Origin of the sequence: Actinomadura xylanilytica (genome assembly GCF_030283145.1) — a bacterium.
GTDB classification, from domain to species: Bacteria; Actinomycetota; Actinomycetes; order Streptosporangiales; family Streptosporangiaceae; genus Spirillospora; species Spirillospora xylanilytica.
This window is the reverse complement of the sequence record NZ_JASNWE010000005.1, coordinates 740,150-757,189: the sequence shown is the minus strand read 5'-3', so window position 1 is coordinate 757,189 and position 17,040 is coordinate 740,150. Positions and strand designations below refer to the sequence as shown.

The following is a 17,040-nucleotide window of genomic DNA, read 5'->3' as shown; positions in this document are numbered from 1 at the left end:
AATCTGGAGGTGGCCAGTGACGCGCCAGGACGAGGGGACGCTGCACGCGCCGGTGCACCCGGTCCGGTTCGTGACGGCGGCGGCCCTGTTCGACGGGCATGACGCGGCCATCAACATCATGCGGCGGATCCTCCAGTCGCAGGGCGCCGAGGTGGTCCACCTCGGGCACGACCGCTCCGTCCGCCAGGTCGTCGACGCGGTGCTGGAGGAGGACGCCCAGGGCGTGGCGGTCAGCTCCTACCAGGGCGGGCACGTGGAGTACTTCGAGTACCTCGCGCGCGCCCTCGAGGAGGCCGGGGCCGGGCACGTGCGGGTCTTCGGCGGCGGCGGCGGCGTGATCGTCGACGCGGAGATCGAGCGGCTCGCGGCGGCCGGCGTGCGGATCTTCTCGCCCGAGGACGGCCAGCGGCTCGGCCTGCCCGGCATGATCAACGAGCTGGTCCGCGACTGCGACGTGGACCTGGCCGCCGAGCCCGCCCCGGCCGACGCGGTCGTGGCGGGGGAGCGGCCCGCGCTGGCCCGCGCGATCACCGCGCTCCAGGCCGGCCGGCTGCCGGCCGCCGACCGCCGGGTGCTGGCGCGGGCCGCCGCCGGACGCCGCGTCCCGGTGCTCGGCATCACCGGCACCGGCGGGTCGGGCAAGTCCTCGCTCACCGACGAGCTGGTCCGGCGGCTGCGGGCCGACCAGCAGGACAAGCTGCGCGTCGCGATCCTGGCGGTCGACCCGACCCGGCGGCGCGGCGGCGGCGCCCTGCTCGGCGACCGGATCCGGATGAACGCGCTGGACGGCGACCACGGATTCTTCCGGTCGCTGGCCACCCGGGGCGCCCGCGAGCTGCCCGAGGGCATCGAGGACATCGTGACGGCCTGCAAGGCCGCCGGCTACGACCTGGTGATCCTGGAGACGCCCGGCATCGGGCAGGGCGACGCGGCGATCGTGCCCCTGGTCGACGTCTCGCTGTACGTGATGACGCCCGAGTTCGGCGCCGCGTCGCAGCTGGAGAAGATCGACATGCTGGACTTCGCCGACGTGGTCGCGATCAACAAGTTCGAGCGGCGCGGCGCCGCCGACGCGCTGCGCGACGTGTCCCGGCAGCTCGTCCGCAACCGGGAGGCGTTCGGCTCGGGGCCCGGCGACATGCCCGTCTTCGGCACCAGCGCCGCCACGTTCAACGACGACGGCGTCACCGCGCTCTACCAGCACCTCACCGGCCTGCTCGCCGGGCACGGCCTGCCGCTGGAGCCGGGGACGCTGCCCGAGGCCGGCACCAAGACCTCCACGAGCGTGGCGCAGATCGTCCCGCTCGCCCGGGCCCGGTACCTGTCCGACATCGCCGAGACGGTGCGCGGCTACCACGCCGAGACCGCCGCGCAGGCCGAGGCCGTACGGCGCGTGCAGCGCCTGGACGCGGTGCGCGCCGAGCTGTCGGAGGCGGGCGCCGAGGAGGTCGCGGGACTCCTGGAGAAGGCCCGCCGCGAGGTCGGGCGGGAGAACGCGGCCCTGATCGAGGGCTGGCCCGCCGTCGCCGAGTCGTACTCCGGCGACGAGCAGGTGGTGCGCGTCCGCGACAAGGAGCTGCACACCACGCTCGCGCGCGAGTCGCTGTCGGGGAGCCGCATCCCGCGCGTCGCCCTGCCCCGCTACACCGACCACGGCGAGCTCCTGCGGTTCCTGCGCGCGGAGAACCTGCCCGGACGCTTCCCGTTCACCGGCGGGGTGTTCGCGTTCAAGCGCGACAACGAGGACCCCGCGCGGATGTTCGCCGGGGAGGGCGACCCGTTCCGCACCAACCGGCGCTTCAAGCTCCTGGCGGAGGGCCAGCCCGCGACCCGGCTGTCCACCGCGTTCGACTCGGTCACCCTGTACGGCCGCGACCCGGACGAGCGTCCCGACGTGTACGGCAAGGTCGGCACGTCCGGCGTCTCGATCGCGACGCTCGGCGACATGAAGGCGCTGTACGACGGGTTCGACCTCGCCTCGCCCACCACCTCGGTGTCGATGACGATCAACGGGCCGGCCCCGACGATCCTGGCGTTCTACCTGAACACCGCGATCGACCAGGGCCTGGACGCCTTCCGGGCCGAGCACGGCCGCGAGCCGGACGGCGCGGAGGCCGCCGCCGTCCGGGAACGGGCGCTCACCACGGTGCGCGGCACCGTGCAGGCCGACATCCTCAAGGAGGACCAGGGCCAGAACACCTGCATCTTCTCGACCGAGTTCTCGCTGCGGATGATGGGCGACATCCAGGAGTGGTTCATCGCCGAGGGCGTCCGCAACTTCTACTCGGTGTCGATCTCCGGCTACCACATCGCCGAGGCCGGGGCCAACCCGATCAGCCAGCTCGCCTTCACGCTGGCCAACGGGTTCACCTACGTCGAGTCGTACCTGGCGCGCGGCATGGACGTCGACGACTTCGCGCCCAACCTGTCGTTCTTCTTCTCCAACGGGATGGACCCCGAGTACAACGTGCTCGGCCGCGTCGCCCGCCGCGTCTGGGCGGTGGCGATGCGCGACCGGTACGGCGCCAACGAGCGCAGCCAGAAGCTGAAGTACCACGTGCAGACCTCGGGCCGCTCGCTGCACGCCCAGGAGATGCACTTCAACGACATCCGCACCACGCTCCAGGCGCTCACCGCGATCTACGACAACTGCAACAGCCTGCACACCAACGCCTACGACGAGGCCGTCACCACCCCCTCGGCCGAGTCGGTCCGGCGTGCGCTGGCGATCCAGATGATCATCAACCGGGAGTGGGGCCTGGCGATGAACGAGAACCCGCTCCAGGGCTCGTTCGTCATCGACGAGCTCACCGATCTGGTCGAGGAGGCCGTGCTCGCCGAGTTCGACCGGATCAGCGAGCGCGGCGGGGTGCTCGGCGCGATGGAGACCGGCTACCAGCGCGGCCGGATCCAGGACGAGTCGATGCTGTACGAGCGGCGCAAGCACGACGGGTCGCTGCCGCTCATCGGGGTCAACACCTTCCGCGACCCGGCCGCCGGCCACGGCGAGGCCAAGACCGTCGAGCTCGCCCGCGCCACCGAGGTCGAGAAGCGCTCCCAGCTCGACCGGGTCCGCGCCTTCCAGCAGGAGCACCGCGAGGAGGCCGAGGCCGCGCTCGGGGCGCTCAAGGAGGCGGCCAGGTCCGGCGGGAACGTGTTCGCCGTGCTGATGGACGCCGCGCGGGTGTGCAGCCTCCAGCAGGTCACCGAGGCGTTCTTCGAGGTCGGCGGCCAGTACCGGCGCAACGTGTGAGGGAGCGGGGATGACGGCCGACGACACCGGCGCCCCGGTCCCCGTCCGCGGCCGGGTGCGCCGGGTCGTGTCGCTCGTCCCCTCGCTCACCGAGGCCGTCGCCGTGACCGCGCCGGGCCTGCTCGCCGGGGCGACCGACTGGTGCACCCACCCCGCGGGACTGGACGTCGCCCGGGTCCGCGGCACCAAGAACCCCGACCTCGGCCGCGTCGCCGCCCTCGAACCCGACCTCGTGATCGGCAACACCGAGGAGAACCGCGCGCCCGACATCGAGGCGCTGCGCGCCGCCGGGATCCCGGTGTGGATGACCGAGATCCGCACCGTCGAGGAGGCGCTGGCGTCCCTGCGCCGGATGCTCGTCGAGGGCTGCCGCGTCCCCGCCCCGGCCTGGCTCGCCGACGCCGCCCGCGCCTGGCGGGAGACCGAGCCCTCCGCGCACCGCGCCGCCGTCGTCCCGATCTGGCGGCGCCCCTGGATGGTCGTCGGCCACGGCACCTTCACCGGCGACGTCCTGGCGCGCCTCGGCGTCGGCAACCTCTACGGCGGGCACGCCGAGCGGTACCCCAAGATCCCGCTGGACGAGCTGACGGCGGCGGGCGCCGACCTGGTCGTCCTGCCCGACGAGCCGTACCGCTTCACCGCCGACGACGGCCCCGAGGCGTTCCCCAGCACCGACGCGGCGCTGGTCAGCGGCCGGTACCTCACCTGGTACGGACCGTCCCTGGTGGAGGCGCCCCGCGTGCTCGCCGAGCAGCTCGCCGCCGCCGCACCGCACCGGCCATGACACCGCGGACGGCGCACCAGCCGTGACCCCCGGACCCCGGCGACGACCACCGCGGACGGCAGCGCGGCGCCGCTGAGCGCGCCGCGCCGGGGCTCAGACGCCGAGCTGCTTGGCGATGATGGTCTTGAGGACCTCGCTGGTGCCGCCGTAGATCCGGGTGACGCGGGCGTCGGTGTACAGGCGGGCGATCGGGTACTCCAGGATGTAGCCGTAGCCGCCGTGGAGCTGGAGGCACTTGTCGACGACGCGGGCCTGCACCTCGGTGCAGAACAGCTTGGTCTTGGCCGCGTCGGCGGGCGTCAGCTCGCCGAGGTCGTGCGCCTCCATCGCGCGGTCGGCCATCGAGCGGGCGGCCTCCACCTCGGTGTCGCACTCGGCGAGCACGAACTTGGTGTTCTGGAACGAGGCGACGCTCTTGCCGAAGACCGTGCGGTCCTTGACGTAGGCGGTGGCGAACTCCACCGCGGCGGCGGCCGAGGCGTAGGACTGGACGGCGATCGCGAGCCGCTCCTCGGCCAGGTTGTGCGCCAGGTACTCGAACCCGCGGCCCTCCTCGCCGAGCAGGTCCTCCACCGGCACCCGCACGTCGGTGAACGACAGCTCGGCGGTGTCGGAGGTGCGCAGCCCGATCTTCTGGAGCTTGCGGCCGACCTGGTAGCCCTCGCTCTTGGTGTCGACGCAGAGGATCGACAGCCCGGCACGGCGGTTCTCCGGCGTCGCGGGGGACGTGCGGGCGACCACCAGCACCATGTCGGCGAGCACGCCGCCGGTGATGAAGGTCTTGGCCCCGTTCAGGACGTAGTGGTCGCCGTCCAGCTTCGCGGTGGTCTGCATCCCGGCGAGGTCGGAGCCGGTGCCGGGCTCGGTCATCGCGATCGCGGTCATCATGTCGCCGGACATGAAGGGCGGCAGCCACCGCTTCTTCTGCTCCTCGCTGCCGTACTGGAGCAGGTAGGGCAGGACGAGGTTCACGTGCACGGTGGTGGAGCCGAAGTTCACCGCGGCGCGGGCGGTCTCCTCGGAGATCACCGCGGCGTACTTGAAGCTGTCCTCGCCCGCCCCGCCGTACTCCTCGGGCACGGTGATGCCGAAGACGCCCAGCTCGCCGAGCTTGTTGTAGAAGTCCCGGGGCGGGTGGCCGGCCTCCTCCCAGTCGGGGAAGACGGGCACGACCTCGGCCGCGATGAAGTCGCGGATCGTCGCTCGGAACGCCTCATGGTCCTCGTTGAACACGGTACGGCGCACGGCCTGCCCCTCTCCCACACGATCAGCCGGACGGCTGACGGAACGTCACAGCATCTTCGAATCTGATTCTAGAACCATCGGCGGGCCGGGCGGTGCGGAGGGAGATCGGTGGCGGGGGAGCGGGCCGCCCGCCTGGGCCCACGCGTTCCTCATACCCGAACATGATGATCTGCACCGGGCGGTTCGGGGCGCCCCCCTGCGCGGCGGGTCCGGTTCCCGGCCGGGCCGGGCCTCGCCCGACGGCGGCGACGGCCGTTTTGGTGCCTGGCCGGAGCAGGCCAGAGTTGGGCCTTGCGTTCTATGCCCGGTACGACGATCCGTGCCGCGCGCTTTCAAAAGGGGGCAACGGGGAGTTCGCCGGAAGATCCCGGACATGAAAAGCGGCGCCGGGTGGATACGGGGGCAATCCACCCGGCGCCGCATCATCGGTGTTCCGACGGGGGCCCGGAACACCGGCACGGGCGCTCCGACGGGGGATCAGAGCGCCGGTACAAATCGTACACCGAAACCCCCCGCTGTTAGTCAAGAGAATGTCACGACCCGATTTCCGGCCGCTGTCCGGAAACGGGCTTGTGTTGCGGCCCGCCGGCGTCCTGGAAGCGCGCCCGCGCCTGCGGTTCGCGCCCCCCGTTCGCCACGACCACGGCGATGTAGGGCAGGAACAGCGCGCCCAGCACCAGGACTCCGACCGCCCAGAACGGGGCGCCCGCCATGCCGCTCACAACCGCGCCGACGAAACAGCCCGTGCGGATGGCCATGGACATCAGATAGCGCCGCTGCCGGTGCCCGATGTCCTCGGAGATCGGGCGGGGCGCGTCGGTGACCGTGTAGACCTCGGGCCCCCGATGTGGATTGACCTTCACGTTTCCACGGTAAGCCCATGGAGTCCGGCACGCGACACCAGGTTGGGCAACGACTGGGGAAGGAGTGACATGACCGATCGCACGTACCGGGTGACCGAGATCGTGGGGACCTCTCCCGACTCGATGGAGGAGGCCGTCCGCAACGGGGTCCGGCGCGCCTCGCGCACCCTCAGGCACCTGGACTGGTTCGAGATCACCCAGGTCCGCGGCCAGATCGCCGACGGGGAGGTGGCGCACTTCCAGGTGGGGATGAAGGTCGGCTTCCGCCTGGAGGACGACTGAGCGCCCCGCGGAGCCCAGGACGCGGGCCCGGGGACCCGCGGGCCGCCCGAGGGCGGTCCCGCGGCCCCGGCCCGCCTCAGGACGCCTTCGAGACCGTCGACATGTTGAAGTCGGCCACCCGCAGCGCCGGCATCGCCGCCCGGGTGAAGTAGTCCGACCACTCGCGCGGCAGGGTCGGCCCGGTCGCGCCGACCTCGGTGAGCCGCGACAGCAGGTCCACCGGGCTCTCGTTGAACCGGAAGTTGTTGACCGCCCCCACCACCTCGCCGTCCTCGACGAGGTAGACCCCGTCGCGGGTGAGGCCGGTGAGCAGCAGCCGCTGCGAGTCGACCTCCCGGATGTACCACAGGCAGGTCAGCAGCAGCCCGCGCCCGGTGCGCGCGACCATGTCGTCCAGCGTGGCGCCGCCTCCCGGCCCGGTCATCGAGAGGTTGTCGACCGCCGGGGTGAGCGGCAGCCCGGTGCGCCCCGCCGAATGCCGCGTCTGGGCGAGCGAGGTGAGGGTGCCGCCGGAGATCCAGTCGGTGGCGCCCAGGCCGACGCCGTTGTCGAACACCGACGACTCGCGGCTGGACGAGTGCGCCACCACAAACGGCGCGCACTCCAGCCCCGCCGCGCGCGGGTCGCTGGTCAGCGACACCGGCAGGCTCGCCAGCTTCTCCCCGACCCGGGTGCCGCCGCCCGGCGCGCTGAACACCGTCCGGCCGTCCTGGGCGTCCTGCGCCCCCGCCGACCAGTACAGGTAGATCATCAGGTCGGCGACCGCGCTCGGCGGCAGCAGCGTCTCGTACCGCCCGGCGGGCAGGTCGATCCGGCGCTCGCCCCAGTCGAGCCGCCGCGCCAGGCCCGCGGTGAGCCCCGGCACGTCCACGTCGGTGAAGTCGCGGGTGCCGACCCCCGTCCACGCCGACCCGCCCGACCCCTTGGCGTTCAGCTCCAGCAGCCCGGTCGGCTGGTCGTGGCGCAGCCGCAGCCCCGCCGAGTTGCCCATGAACGTCGAGGTCAGCGTGTGGTTGGCGAACCCGTACAGCCGGTCGCCGCGCGCCTCGGCCGCGCCGAACGCCGCGCCGAGCGCCGGCGCGAGCTCGCCGAACACCCCGATGCCCGTCTCGCCCGGCGGATCGTCCCACCCCCGCTCCCCCGACCCGTCGCCCGCGACCAGCGGCGCCGCGTCCTCGGACGCCCCGTTGCCCGCCGCGTCGGCCTCGGCGGCCCGGACCAGCTCCTCGATCCCGTCCGCGCCCACGGCCGCCCGCGACACCACCCCCGCCGCGACGCCCCCGCCGGTCTCCCGCAGCGCGATCACGGTCAGCCGGTTCGACCGCGTGACCCCGTTGGTGGTCAGCGTGTTCCCTGCCCACCGCAGATTGGCGCCCCCCGACTCCTCGGCGATGACGATGCAGTCGTCCGCCCGCGACAGCCCCAGCGCCCGCTCCACCGCCTCCTGCGGCTTGATCACGCTCACAGTGCTCCCCGCTCACCTGCGGCGCGCTTTTCCGCACGCGCTTCCCTCGTCACGTGCTCGCTCCTTCGTCGCTGCGCGCGTTCGTCGGTCCAGCGCGCGCGGCGCGCCTCAGGCTCGCTCTGTGCTCTCCGCTCACCTGCGGCGCGCTGGTTCGCACGCGCTTCCCTCGTCACGTGCTCGCTCCTTCGTCGCTGCGCGCGTTCCTCGGTCCAGCGCGCGCGGCGCGCCTTGGCCACGCTCACTGGCCGGCCTCCTTCAGGGCGTTGAGGATGTTGACCCCGCGGAACAGCGCGGAGGGGCAGCCGTGGCTGACCGGGGCGACCTGGCCCGGCTGGCCCTTGCCGCAGTTGAACGCGCCGCCCAGGACGTAGGTCTGCGGGCCGCCGACCGCCTCCATGGAGTTCCAGAAGTCGGTGGTGGTCGCCTGGTAGGCGACGTCGCGGAGCTGGCCGGCCAGGCGGCCGTTCTCGATCCGGTAGAAGCGCTGCCCGGTGAACTGGAAGTTGTACCGCTGCATGTCGATCGACCAGCTCTTGTCGCCCACGACGTAGATGCCGCGGTCGATCCCGGCGATCAGCTCATCGGTGCCCGGCCCGTCCGGGTCGGGCCGGAGCGACACGTTCGCCATCCGCTGGATCGGCATGCTCGCCGACGAGTCGGCGAACGCGCAGCCGTTGGAGCGCTCGGCGCCGGTGAGGCGGGCGATGCGGCGGTCGGTCTGGTAGCCGGTGAACAGGCCGCCCGAGACGATGTCGAACGACTGGGCCCGCACGCCCTCGTCGTCGTAGCCGATGGTGGCCAGCCCGTGCTCGGCGGTGCGGTCGCCGGTGATGTTCATGACCGGCGACCCGTACCGGAGGTTCCCGAGCTTGTCGGGGGTGGCGAACGAGGTGCCCGCGTAGGCGGCCTCGTACCCGAGCGCCCGGTCGAGCTCGGTGGCGTGCCCGATCGACTCGTGGATGGTCAGCCACAGGTTGGACGGGTCGACGACCAGGTCGTACACGCCGGCGTCGACCGACGGCGCGGCCAGCTTCTCGGCGAGCAGGCCGGGGATGCGGGCGAGCTCGCCGTCCCAGTCCCAGTGCGCGCCGGTCAGCCACTCGAAGCCCCGCCCGGCCGGCGGGGCGAGGGTCCGCATGGTGTCGACGACGCCGTCGCCGATGCCGACGGCGTTGACCACCGGATGCAGGCGGACCCGCTGCTGGGTGGTGACGTTGCCGGCCAGGTCGGCGAAGAACTTGTTCTCCTTGACCTGGAGCAGGGTGGCGTCGACGTGGTCGACATGGGCGTCGCCGAGCAGCCGGCGGCTCCAGTCGGCCAGCAGCGCGACCTTGTCGGTCGTCGGCACCTCGAACGGGTCGGTCTCGTACGACGAGACCCAGGTCCGCTCGCCGTGCACGGGTTCCGGGGCCAGCTGAATGGGCTCGCGGTTGACGGGGGAGGCGACCGCGGCGACCTCGACGGCCTGCGCGGCCACCCGGGCGGCGCCGTCCGGGGTGAGGTCGATGCCGGCGGCGAAGCCCCAGGTGCCGTCCTTGACGACCCGGACCGACAGGCCCAAGTCGTCGGCGTCCAGGGCGGTCTCCAGGGCGGCGTCCTGTAGTCGGAGGGTCTGGCTCCGGATGCGCTCCAGGCGGAAGTCGGCGTGCTCGGCGCCCAGCTCCCGGGCCCGGCTCAGCGCCGCGTCGGCCAGCGCGCGCAGCGGCAGCGCGGTGAAGGCGGGATCGATGTCATGCACTCTCCGCAACCTACTCCGTCCGCCCCGGAGGCGCTCCGAACAAAGCGAGGAGAGGGGATCTTGTCGGTTCGGTACATCTCCATACCGCCGGGGGACCGATAATCTCGGTCGCTGTTGTGATGGAACGACACACCGCAGCTCAGCTGGGGGAACCCCCGGCGGACACAGCTAATGGAGGGGTACGACACATGAGTCGCTCTGTCCTCGTGACCGGCGGTAACCGGGGCATCGGTCTGGCCATCGCCCGCGAGCTGGCCGCCGCCGGCGACGCGGTGGCCGTGACCTACCGCTCCGGCGAGCCCCCCGCGGGCCTGTTCGGGGTGCGCTGCGACGTGACCAGCATGGAGGACGTCGACGCGGCGTTCGCCAAGGTCGAGGCGGAGCAGGGCCCCGTCGAGGTCGTGGTGGCCAACGCCGGGATCACCAAGGACACGCTCCTGGCGATCATGAGCGAGGACACCTTCACCTCCGTGCTCGACACCAACCTGACCGGCGCGTTCCGCGTCGCCAAGCGCGGCGTGAAGGGCATGATGCGCAAGCGCAGCGGACGCATCGTGCTGGTCTCGTCGGTGGTCGGGCTGCTCGGCTCGCCGGGCCAGGCGAACTACGCCGCGTCCAAGGCGGGCATGGTCGGCCTGGCCCGGTCGCTGGCCCGCGAGCTCGGGTCGCGCAACATCACCGTCAACGTGGTCGCTCCCGGGTTCGTCGACACCGACATGACCCAGGCGCTGACCGAGGAGCAGCAGAAGGGGATCACCGCCGCGATCCCGCTCGGCCGGATGGCGCAGCCGGAGGAGGTCGCCAAGGCGGTGGCCTTCGTGGCGGGAGTGGACGCGGGCTACATTACCGGGGCCGTGATCCCCGTCGACGGCGGACTCGGAATGGGGCACTGAACGACATGGGAATCCTCGAAGGCAAGCGCATCCTGGTCACCGGTGTCCTCACCGACGCCTCCATCGGCTTCCACGTCGCGCGGGTCGCGCAGGAGCAGGGCGCCGAGGTGGTCCTCACCGCGTTCCCGCGGCCGACGCTGACGCAGCGGACCGCCAAGCGGCTGCCGTCCGGCCCCGACTCCCCGCCCCCGGTCGTCGAGCTGGACGTGACCGACGCCGAGCAGCTCGCCGGGCTGGAGGGCGCGCTGCGCGGGCACGGCATCGACCGGCTCGACGGCGTCATGCACGCCATCGCGTTCGCGCCGCAGACCGCGCTCGGCGGCAACTTCCTGGAGACCGAGTGGGAGGACGTGGCGACCGCCGTGCACGCCTCGGCGTTCTCGCTCAAGTCGCTGACCATGGCCTGCCTGCCGCTGATGACGGAGGGCGGGTCGGTGGTCGGGCTCGACTTCGACGCGTCCAAGGCGTGGCCGGTGTACGACTGGATGGGCGTGGCCAAGGCCGGCCTGGAGTCGTGCTCGCGCTACCTGGCCAAGTACCTCGGCCCGAAGGGCATCCGGGTCAACCTGGTCGCCGCGGGCCCGCTCGCCACGATGGCCGCCAAGAGCATCCCCGGGTTCGAGGGGATGACCGAGCTGTGGCCGCAGGTGGCCCCGCTCGGCTGGGACATCAAGGACAGCGAGCCGACCGCGCGGGCGTGCGCGGCGCTGCTGTCGGACTGGTTCCCCGCGACGACGGGCGAGATCGTCCACGTGGACGGCGGGCTGCACGCCGTCGGCGCCGGGTCCGCCGAGACGGCCGGGTAGCGGACGCCAGGCAGGCAGGCGGGCAGCGCGCGGCGCGGCTCACGGCGAGGCCCCTCCCCACAGCTTCCGGGGGAGGGGCCTCGCCGTTGCCGTGCGGTCAGAACACGCGGCGCCGGCGGCGTCCGATCACGCTGAGGTTGAGCGCGCCCACGGCGCCCGCCGCGCCCGCGGCGGCGGCGACCCACACCGTACGGTCGTCGTCGCGCGGGGAGGCCGCCACGGCCGAGATGAGGCGCGCCTGCGGCGCGGTGCCGCCGGCGCCCGTCCCGGCCGGGGGCGGGTAGCCGCGCGGGGCGGCCGCGACCTCGGGCGTCGGCAGGACGCCGGGCAGCCCGGAGCCGGCCTCGGGGGCCGTGCCGGGGGAGTAGGGCCGCAGCCCGCTCGGGGCGCTCTGCGCGCTGGCCCCGCCGCCGGACGGCACGCCCCCGGACGGCGTGGACGGGCGGGACGGCGTGCGCGCCGGGGTGCGCTTCTTGACCTTCTTGCCCACCGAGGTGCTCTTCGGCTTCCCGGCGGGCGACTTCTGTGGGGACTTCTGCGGGGGCTTCGGGGTGAGGCTCTCGCGCATGTTGCCGAGCTGGCACTTCCAGTTCTCGATCGTGCTGGCGGGGTCGGTGCCCTTCTTGCACGGCTTCTGCCCGCTCGTGCCCGCCGTACCCGCGGACGCCGCCGGAGCGCCGAGGAACAGCAGCACCAGGGCGCCCGCCGAGACCGTCGTCGCCGAGCCGAGCCGCCTGAAGCGTCGTCGCTGGGGCATGTCACTCCTCAAATGCCGGATGCAGTTGTCGACATGCCGTCCAGCGATCTTGGGACGGCATGGTCACGGTCACGCTCGCGCCCTCGGCATCGATCGTGCCTCACGCGGCGTCACGGGTAAACATCGGCACCGGGATTTCTCACGGCACCACCAGCCTCGCCAGCCTGGTGCGGCGCGCGGGGGCGCCCGTCTCCCGCACGGCGCGGGCGAGCGCGGGACCGGCCGCCTGCACCACCGACAGGTGCCGGCGCGCCATCCCGAACGCGGCCGAGACGGCCGGCCGCGACAGCGCGGCGCCCGCGCCGTCCTCGGACATGACCGCCACCACCGCGGCCGGCCGGGTGCCCCGCCCCAGCCACACCGGGACGGCCCAGCCGTGCCGCAGCCCGGACGCGTCGGAGGCCGCCACGGTGACCGGCCCGCCGGCGAACTCGATCTCCAGGCCGTCCGGGCCCGCGCCGGTGACGACGCCGATCTCGCCCGCCGCGGCCTGCCGGAGCGGCGCGGCGACGACCACCCGGTCGCCCGGGTCCAGCCCGCCGTACGCGCCGGGGCCCGGGTTCAGCCGCGCCTTGAGCGCGGCGTTGAGCGCCGTGGCGCCCGCCTCGCCGCCGGCCGCCGGGGCCACCACCTGGATCTCCTCCAGGGGGACGCCGAGGGCCCGGGGGATCGAGTCGGTCACCAGCTGCACGGCCCGGTGCACCGCCTCCCCGGCGCTCGCGGCGGGGACGATCACGACCTCCTTGCCCGGAGCCTCGACGGCGACGAGGTCGCCCGCGCGCACCGCGGCCGTCAGTGTGCCGAGGGGGCCGCCGGACGGCGCGGCGTCCAGCTCGATGACCGGGACCGTCTCGGAGTCCTCCAGGTCGCCGAGGGGGCGGCCGGGACCGGCGGGCGGCAGCGCGCCGGGCTCGCCGCCCAGCATCAGGTGGGTGCCGTCGGCGCAGGCCTCCACCAGCACCGCGCACAGCTCCACGTCGAGCCCGGCGGCGTCCGGAAGCACCACCAGGTCGAGCTCGAACGGACGCTGCTCGCCCCGCCCGAACACGATCGTGCCCGGCGCCGCCGAGGGATCGTCCTGCGGCTCCAGCAGCCGGTGCAGCGAGGTCACCACGACGCCCGCGTCCGCGCCCGCGGTGCCTCGGTCCGCTGCGCCCTCATCCGTTGCGCTCGCGTCCGTTGCGCTCGCGTCCGTTGCGCTCGCGTCCGGGGCGCCGTCGCCGTCCCCGCCGCGCCCCGCCGCGCTCACCTGGGCGGCGAGGACGGCGGCGGCACGCTCGGTCGGGGCGACGACGGCGGCGCGGAGCCCCGCGCCGGCCGCGGCCTCCGCGATGTACACGGCGGTGCGCTCCACGTCGCCGGGCGCGCCGCGCAGGACGCTCACCCCGGTGCGCAGCGCGGCCGTCAGGGCCAGCGAGCGGTCCTCGGACAGCCCGGCCCGCAGCTCCTTGACCGCCGCGTCGTCCAGCAGCGGCGCCGCGGTGAACGTCAGCCGCTGGAACCCCTCGGCCGCGGCCTCCTCGGCCAGCGCCCACCGGGCCAGGCCGAGCGTCTCCTCGGGCTCGGGCGGCTCGGCGTCCTCGTCCTCGTCCTCGTCGAAGCCGGCCTCGTCAAAGGAGGGCTCCTCGGTGAGCGCCAGCGCCTCGCCCTCGTTCAGCGCGTCCTCGACGGCCCGGCGCGGGTCGGCCGCCCGGATGCGCTCGAGCGCGGCCACCACGTCGGCGGCCGGCGTCACGGTGTGCCCGTCGCGGGCGGCGCCGGTCAGGACGTGCAGCGCGAGCGCCCTGCCCCGGCGCGGGTCGTCCGGGCGGGCGTCCTCCCCCAGCAGCCGGCGGGCGAAGTGGTCGGCCTGCCGGGGCTGCACCCCGGGCACCTTCAGCAGCCGCCAGGGATCGGCGCGCAGCCGTCCGGCCGCGTCCGGGCCGAGCCGTGCCGCGGTGCGGGCGGTGAAGGACGCGGGCACGCCGGCCGAGGCGAGCAGCTCGCCGAGCCGGGCGGTCGCCGCCCCGGCTCGGGGGGCCGGCGGCGCGGGGGCGTCGGGCGCGTCGGTGGGGTCGGTCTGGGCGTCGTTTGAGTCGGTCACGTGCTTCCCGTACGGCTTGGTCAGGTCTGGCGGTGCGGACCGTCCTGAGCGTGCCATGGACGGCCGGGACGGTCACGGATGGGCGGAGGACATGTCGGAGACGTCGTCGAGCGCGGCCCTGATCTCGTTCGGCAGGGTGAGATCCTCGCTCTCCAGGGCCTGGACGAGCTGCGCCGCCGTCCGCGCGCCGACGATCGGCGCGGCGACGCCGGGACGGTCGCGGACCCAGCCGAGCGCCACGCTGAGCGGGGACACCCCGAGGCCCTCGGCGGCGGTCACCACCGACTCCACGATGCGCCCGCACTCCTCGTCGAGGTAGGGCTGGACGAACTCGGCGAAGTGCGGCGCGGCGGCGCGCGAACCGGCCGGGATGCCGGTGCGGTACTTGCCGGTGAGCACCCCGCGGCCGAGCGGCGACCACGGCAGCAGCCCGGCCCCGGCGTCCAGCACGGCCGGGACCACCTCGCGCTCGATGTCGCGGCGCAGCAGCGAGTACTCCAGCTGCGCGGACACCACCGGTGCGCGGCCCGGCCAGGCACGCTGCCAGGCCGCGGCCTTGGCGACCTGCCAGCCCGCGTAGTTGGACACCCCCACGTACCGGGTCCGGCCGGAGGCGATCGCCTCGTCCAGCGCCGACAGGGTCTCCTCCAGCGGCGTCGCCGGGTCGTAGACGTGGAGCTGCCACAGGTCGACGTGCTCCAGGCCCAGCCGGTCGAGCGAGGCGTCCAGCGCGCCGAGCAGGTGCCGCCGGGAGGCGTCGTAGCGGCCGTTGGGACGGATCGCGGCCTTGGTCGCGACGACGAGGTCGTCCCGGTCCACCAGCTCGCGCAGCAGCGCGCCGAGGATCCGCTCGCTGTCGCCGTCGCTGTAGACGTCGGCGGTGTCGACCAGGGTGCCCCCGGCGTCCACGAACGCGGTCAGCTGCGCGGCGGCCTCGGCGGGCTCGGTGTCCTGTCCCCAGGTCATGGTGCCGAGGCCCAGCCGGGACACCATGAGCCCGCTCCGCCCGAGGTGACGCTCCTTCATGAGGGCTCACAGTAGCGTTCCGCGAGAGCGGACCCACCCGGCCCTCACGCCCCGCCCGCGTCCGAGGGCCGGACGCGGGCTCCGAAGGTGGCCGGGGGGTGAGCGACGGATGACGGTCGGCCGACACCCTCATGGAGCCCCGTGACGTCGCCGCAGGTCAAAGGGGTGCGCCTGCGGCCTCACCGGCACGCGGCCCGGACCGGAGCGTCCCGCCGGAGTTACTCTTCGTAGATCGCCGTGCGACGCCGCCCGGCCCGTCCGTGAGGGGACCTCCGCCTGTGAACGTCGTGGAAGCGGCCGTGCTCGGGGCCGTCCAGGGGCTCACCGAGTTCCTGCCCATCTCCAGCTCGGGCCACCTGCTCTTCGTGCCCAGGCTCCTCGGCTGGGACGACCCGGGGGCGCCGTTCAGCGCGGTCATCCAGCTCGGCACGATCGCGGCGGTGCTGCTCTACTTCTGGAGCGACCTGGTCCGGATCCTCACCACCTGGACCCGGAGCCTCTGGACCCCCGGGCTGCGGAGTCATCAGGACGCCCGGATGGGCTGGTACATCGGGCTCGGTACCGTCCCGGTCGCCGTCGTCGGGCTGGCCTCCAAGTCGTTCATCGAGGGCGCGGCCCGCAACCTGTGGCTCAACGCCACCACGCTGATCGTGATGGGCCTGCTGCTCATGGTCGCCGAGTGGGCCGGACGGAGGCAGCGCGGCGTCGCCGACCTGAACCTGCGGGACGGCCTGATCATCGGCGGGTTCCAGACGCTGGCGCTGATCCCCGGCTCCTCCCGGTCGGGTTCCACTCTGACCGGGGCGCTGTTCCTCGGCTACACGCGCGAGGCCGCGGCCCGCTACTCCTTCCTGCTCTCGGTCCCCGCCGTGGTGCTGTCGGGTGGGTTCGAGATGCGGCACGCGGCGGGCGGTGGGCTCCAGATCCTCCCCGCGGCGATCGCGACCCTGGTCTCGTTCGTCGTCGGGTACGCCTGCATCGCGTGGCTGCTCAGGTTCCTGACCAAGCACTCGACGATGGTCTTCGTCTACTACCGGGTGGCCCTCGGCGGCGTCCTGCTCGGCCTGCTCGCGGCCGGGGCGATCACCGCCTAGCCGCGGTGAATCAGGCTCCCGTGACAAGCGGTTCGATGTGAATCGCCCGGCGGGCGGGTTCGCCCTCACCTTCTATTGCGGGGGGTGGCCTGCGGGTTAGAGTTCGCAACCATGGCGCCAGAGAACTCTTCGATGCACCCGCCGAAGCCCACTGATGGCGACGGGCAGGGCGGGGAGCCGGTGCTCGGCGCGGCGAGCGCGAACGATCCCGGCTACCGGGCCTCCCTGACGTCGGGGACGGTCCTCGGCCAGATGCGCTCCATGGTGCTGGTGCTCGTGGTGGCGCCGGTGCTGATCCTGGCGATATCGCCGCTCATCGTGCGCGACAGCGGTGACCGGTTCGCCGCCGGGCCCCTGTGGGCCTACCTCCTGCTGCCCGTGGTCGCGGTGGCGACCACGCTGATCGCGATCCGGGTCCCGGGCCCGCTGCGGCCGGGTCCCGGGACGCCCGCCCCCGAGGTGGCGCGCGCGGCCCTGATGCAGTTCCGCCAGTCGTTGCTGCTGCGCTTCGCGCTGAGCGAGGCGGTCATCCTGGTCGGGTTGCTGCTGGCCCTGATCGAGCAGGACGAGCCGCTGTTCGTCCTCGGGTTCGTGCTCGGCTACCCGGCGCTGATCCGGCTGACGCTGCCCACGCGGGGAAACGTGGAGCGCATCCGGCGCCGGCTGGAGGCCAAGGGCGCCGAGTCCCACCTGTGGGCCGCACTGCTCGCCCCGGGCCCGCCGAAGAGATGAACGCCCCGTCCAGGGCCGC

General features: G+C 73.7%; 14 protein-coding genes. 7 read left to right on the top strand and 7 right to left on the bottom strand.

Annotated elements, in window-relative coordinates:
- Positions 1-16: 16 nt before the first annotated feature.
- Together icmF and QP090_RS33315 are read left to right on the top strand one after the other, a co-directional pair.
- On the top strand, positions 17-3,253 hold the full coding sequence (gene icmF, locus QP090_RS33320) for a fused isobutyryl-CoA mutase/GTPase IcmF (protein ID WP_285943644.1): 3,237 nt from the start codon (positions 17-19) through the stop codon (positions 3,251-3,253).
- 10 nt (positions 3,254-3,263) lie between these two features.
- Positions 3,264-4,037 (top strand): helical backbone metal receptor, encoded by a 774-nt coding sequence (locus tag QP090_RS33315; RefSeq protein WP_285943643.1) that lies wholly within the window; start codon positions 3,264-3,266, stop codon positions 4,035-4,037.
- A 93-nt stretch (positions 4,038-4,130) separates the two neighbouring features.
- Here the strand turns inward: QP090_RS33315 and QP090_RS33310 are convergent, their stop codons facing one another.
- Both QP090_RS33310 and QP090_RS33305 read right to left on the bottom strand, forming a co-directional pair.
- Entirely contained in the window at positions 4,131-5,282 is a 1,152-nt protein-coding gene (locus tag QP090_RS33310) for an acyl-CoA dehydrogenase family protein (protein ID WP_285943642.1), read from the bottom strand.
- A gap of 533 nt (positions 5,283-5,815) precedes the next feature.
- Complete coding sequence (locus QP090_RS33305) at positions 5,816-6,145, bottom strand: DUF3099 domain-containing protein (RefSeq protein WP_285943641.1); 330 nt, start codon at positions 6,143-6,145, stop codon at positions 5,816-5,818.
- Positions 6,146-6,214: 69 nt separating this feature from the next.
- Between QP090_RS33305 and QP090_RS33300 the strand changes: the two genes are divergently transcribed.
- Positions 6,215-6,427 (top strand): dodecin, encoded by a 213-nt coding sequence (locus tag QP090_RS33300; protein WP_285943640.1) that lies wholly within the window; start codon positions 6,215-6,217, stop codon positions 6,425-6,427.
- Between the two features lie 76 nt (positions 6,428-6,503).
- Here the strand turns inward: QP090_RS33300 and QP090_RS33295 are convergent, their stop codons facing one another.
- Both QP090_RS33295 and QP090_RS33290 read right to left on the bottom strand, forming a co-directional pair.
- Positions 6,504-7,883, bottom strand: coding sequence for a metallopeptidase TldD-related protein (locus tag QP090_RS33295; protein ID WP_285943846.1), 1,380 nt, complete (start codon positions 7,881-7,883; stop codon positions 6,504-6,506).
- 247 nt (positions 7,884-8,130) lie between these two features.
- Entirely contained in the window at positions 8,131-9,630 is a 1,500-nt protein-coding gene (locus QP090_RS33290) for a TldD/PmbA family protein (RefSeq protein ID WP_285943639.1), read from the bottom strand.
- Positions 9,631-9,818: 188 nt separating this feature from the next.
- Between QP090_RS33290 and QP090_RS33285 the strand changes: the two genes are divergently transcribed.
- The gene (locus QP090_RS33285; RefSeq protein ID WP_285943638.1) at positions 9,819-10,523 is read left to right on the top strand and encodes a beta-ketoacyl-ACP reductase; all 705 of its coding nucleotides are present in this window, start codon (positions 9,819-9,821) and stop codon (positions 10,521-10,523) included.
- A gap of 5 nt (positions 10,524-10,528) precedes the next feature.
- Positions 10,529-11,329 carry an enoyl-ACP reductase FabI gene (fabI, locus tag QP090_RS33280; protein ID WP_285943637.1) on the top strand — a complete coding sequence of 267 codons (801 nt, stop codon included), beginning with the start codon at positions 10,529-10,531 and terminating at the stop codon, positions 11,327-11,329.
- Between the two features lie 97 nt (positions 11,330-11,426).
- Here fabI and QP090_RS33275 read toward each other — a convergent pair whose 3' ends face one another.
- From QP090_RS33275 to QP090_RS33265, 3 genes are all read right to left on the bottom strand, one after another.
- Entirely contained in the window at positions 11,427-12,086 is a 660-nt protein-coding gene (locus QP090_RS33275; RefSeq protein WP_285943636.1) for a hypothetical protein, read from the bottom strand.
- A gap of 139 nt (positions 12,087-12,225) precedes the next feature.
- Positions 12,226-14,169: a helix-hairpin-helix domain-containing protein gene (locus tag QP090_RS33270; protein ID WP_285943635.1), complete on the bottom strand. Its 1,944-nt coding sequence runs from the start codon at positions 14,167-14,169 to the stop codon at positions 12,226-12,228.
- Positions 14,170-14,241: 72 nt separating this feature from the next.
- Positions 14,242-15,195, bottom strand: coding sequence for an aldo/keto reductase (locus QP090_RS33265; RefSeq protein WP_285943634.1), 954 nt, complete (start codon positions 15,193-15,195; stop codon positions 14,242-14,244).
- Between the two features lie 278 nt (positions 15,196-15,473).
- Between QP090_RS33265 and QP090_RS33260 the strand changes: the two genes are divergently transcribed.
- Positions 15,474-16,289: an undecaprenyl-diphosphate phosphatase gene (locus QP090_RS33260; RefSeq protein WP_285943633.1), complete on the top strand. Its 816-nt coding sequence runs from the start codon at positions 15,474-15,476 to the stop codon at positions 16,287-16,289.
- A 111-nt stretch (positions 16,290-16,400) separates the two neighbouring features.
- On the top strand, positions 16,401-17,021 hold the full coding sequence (locus tag QP090_RS33255) for a hypothetical protein (protein WP_285943632.1): 621 nt from the start codon (positions 16,401-16,403) through the stop codon (positions 17,019-17,021).
- Positions 17,022-17,040 lie beyond the last annotated feature (19 nt).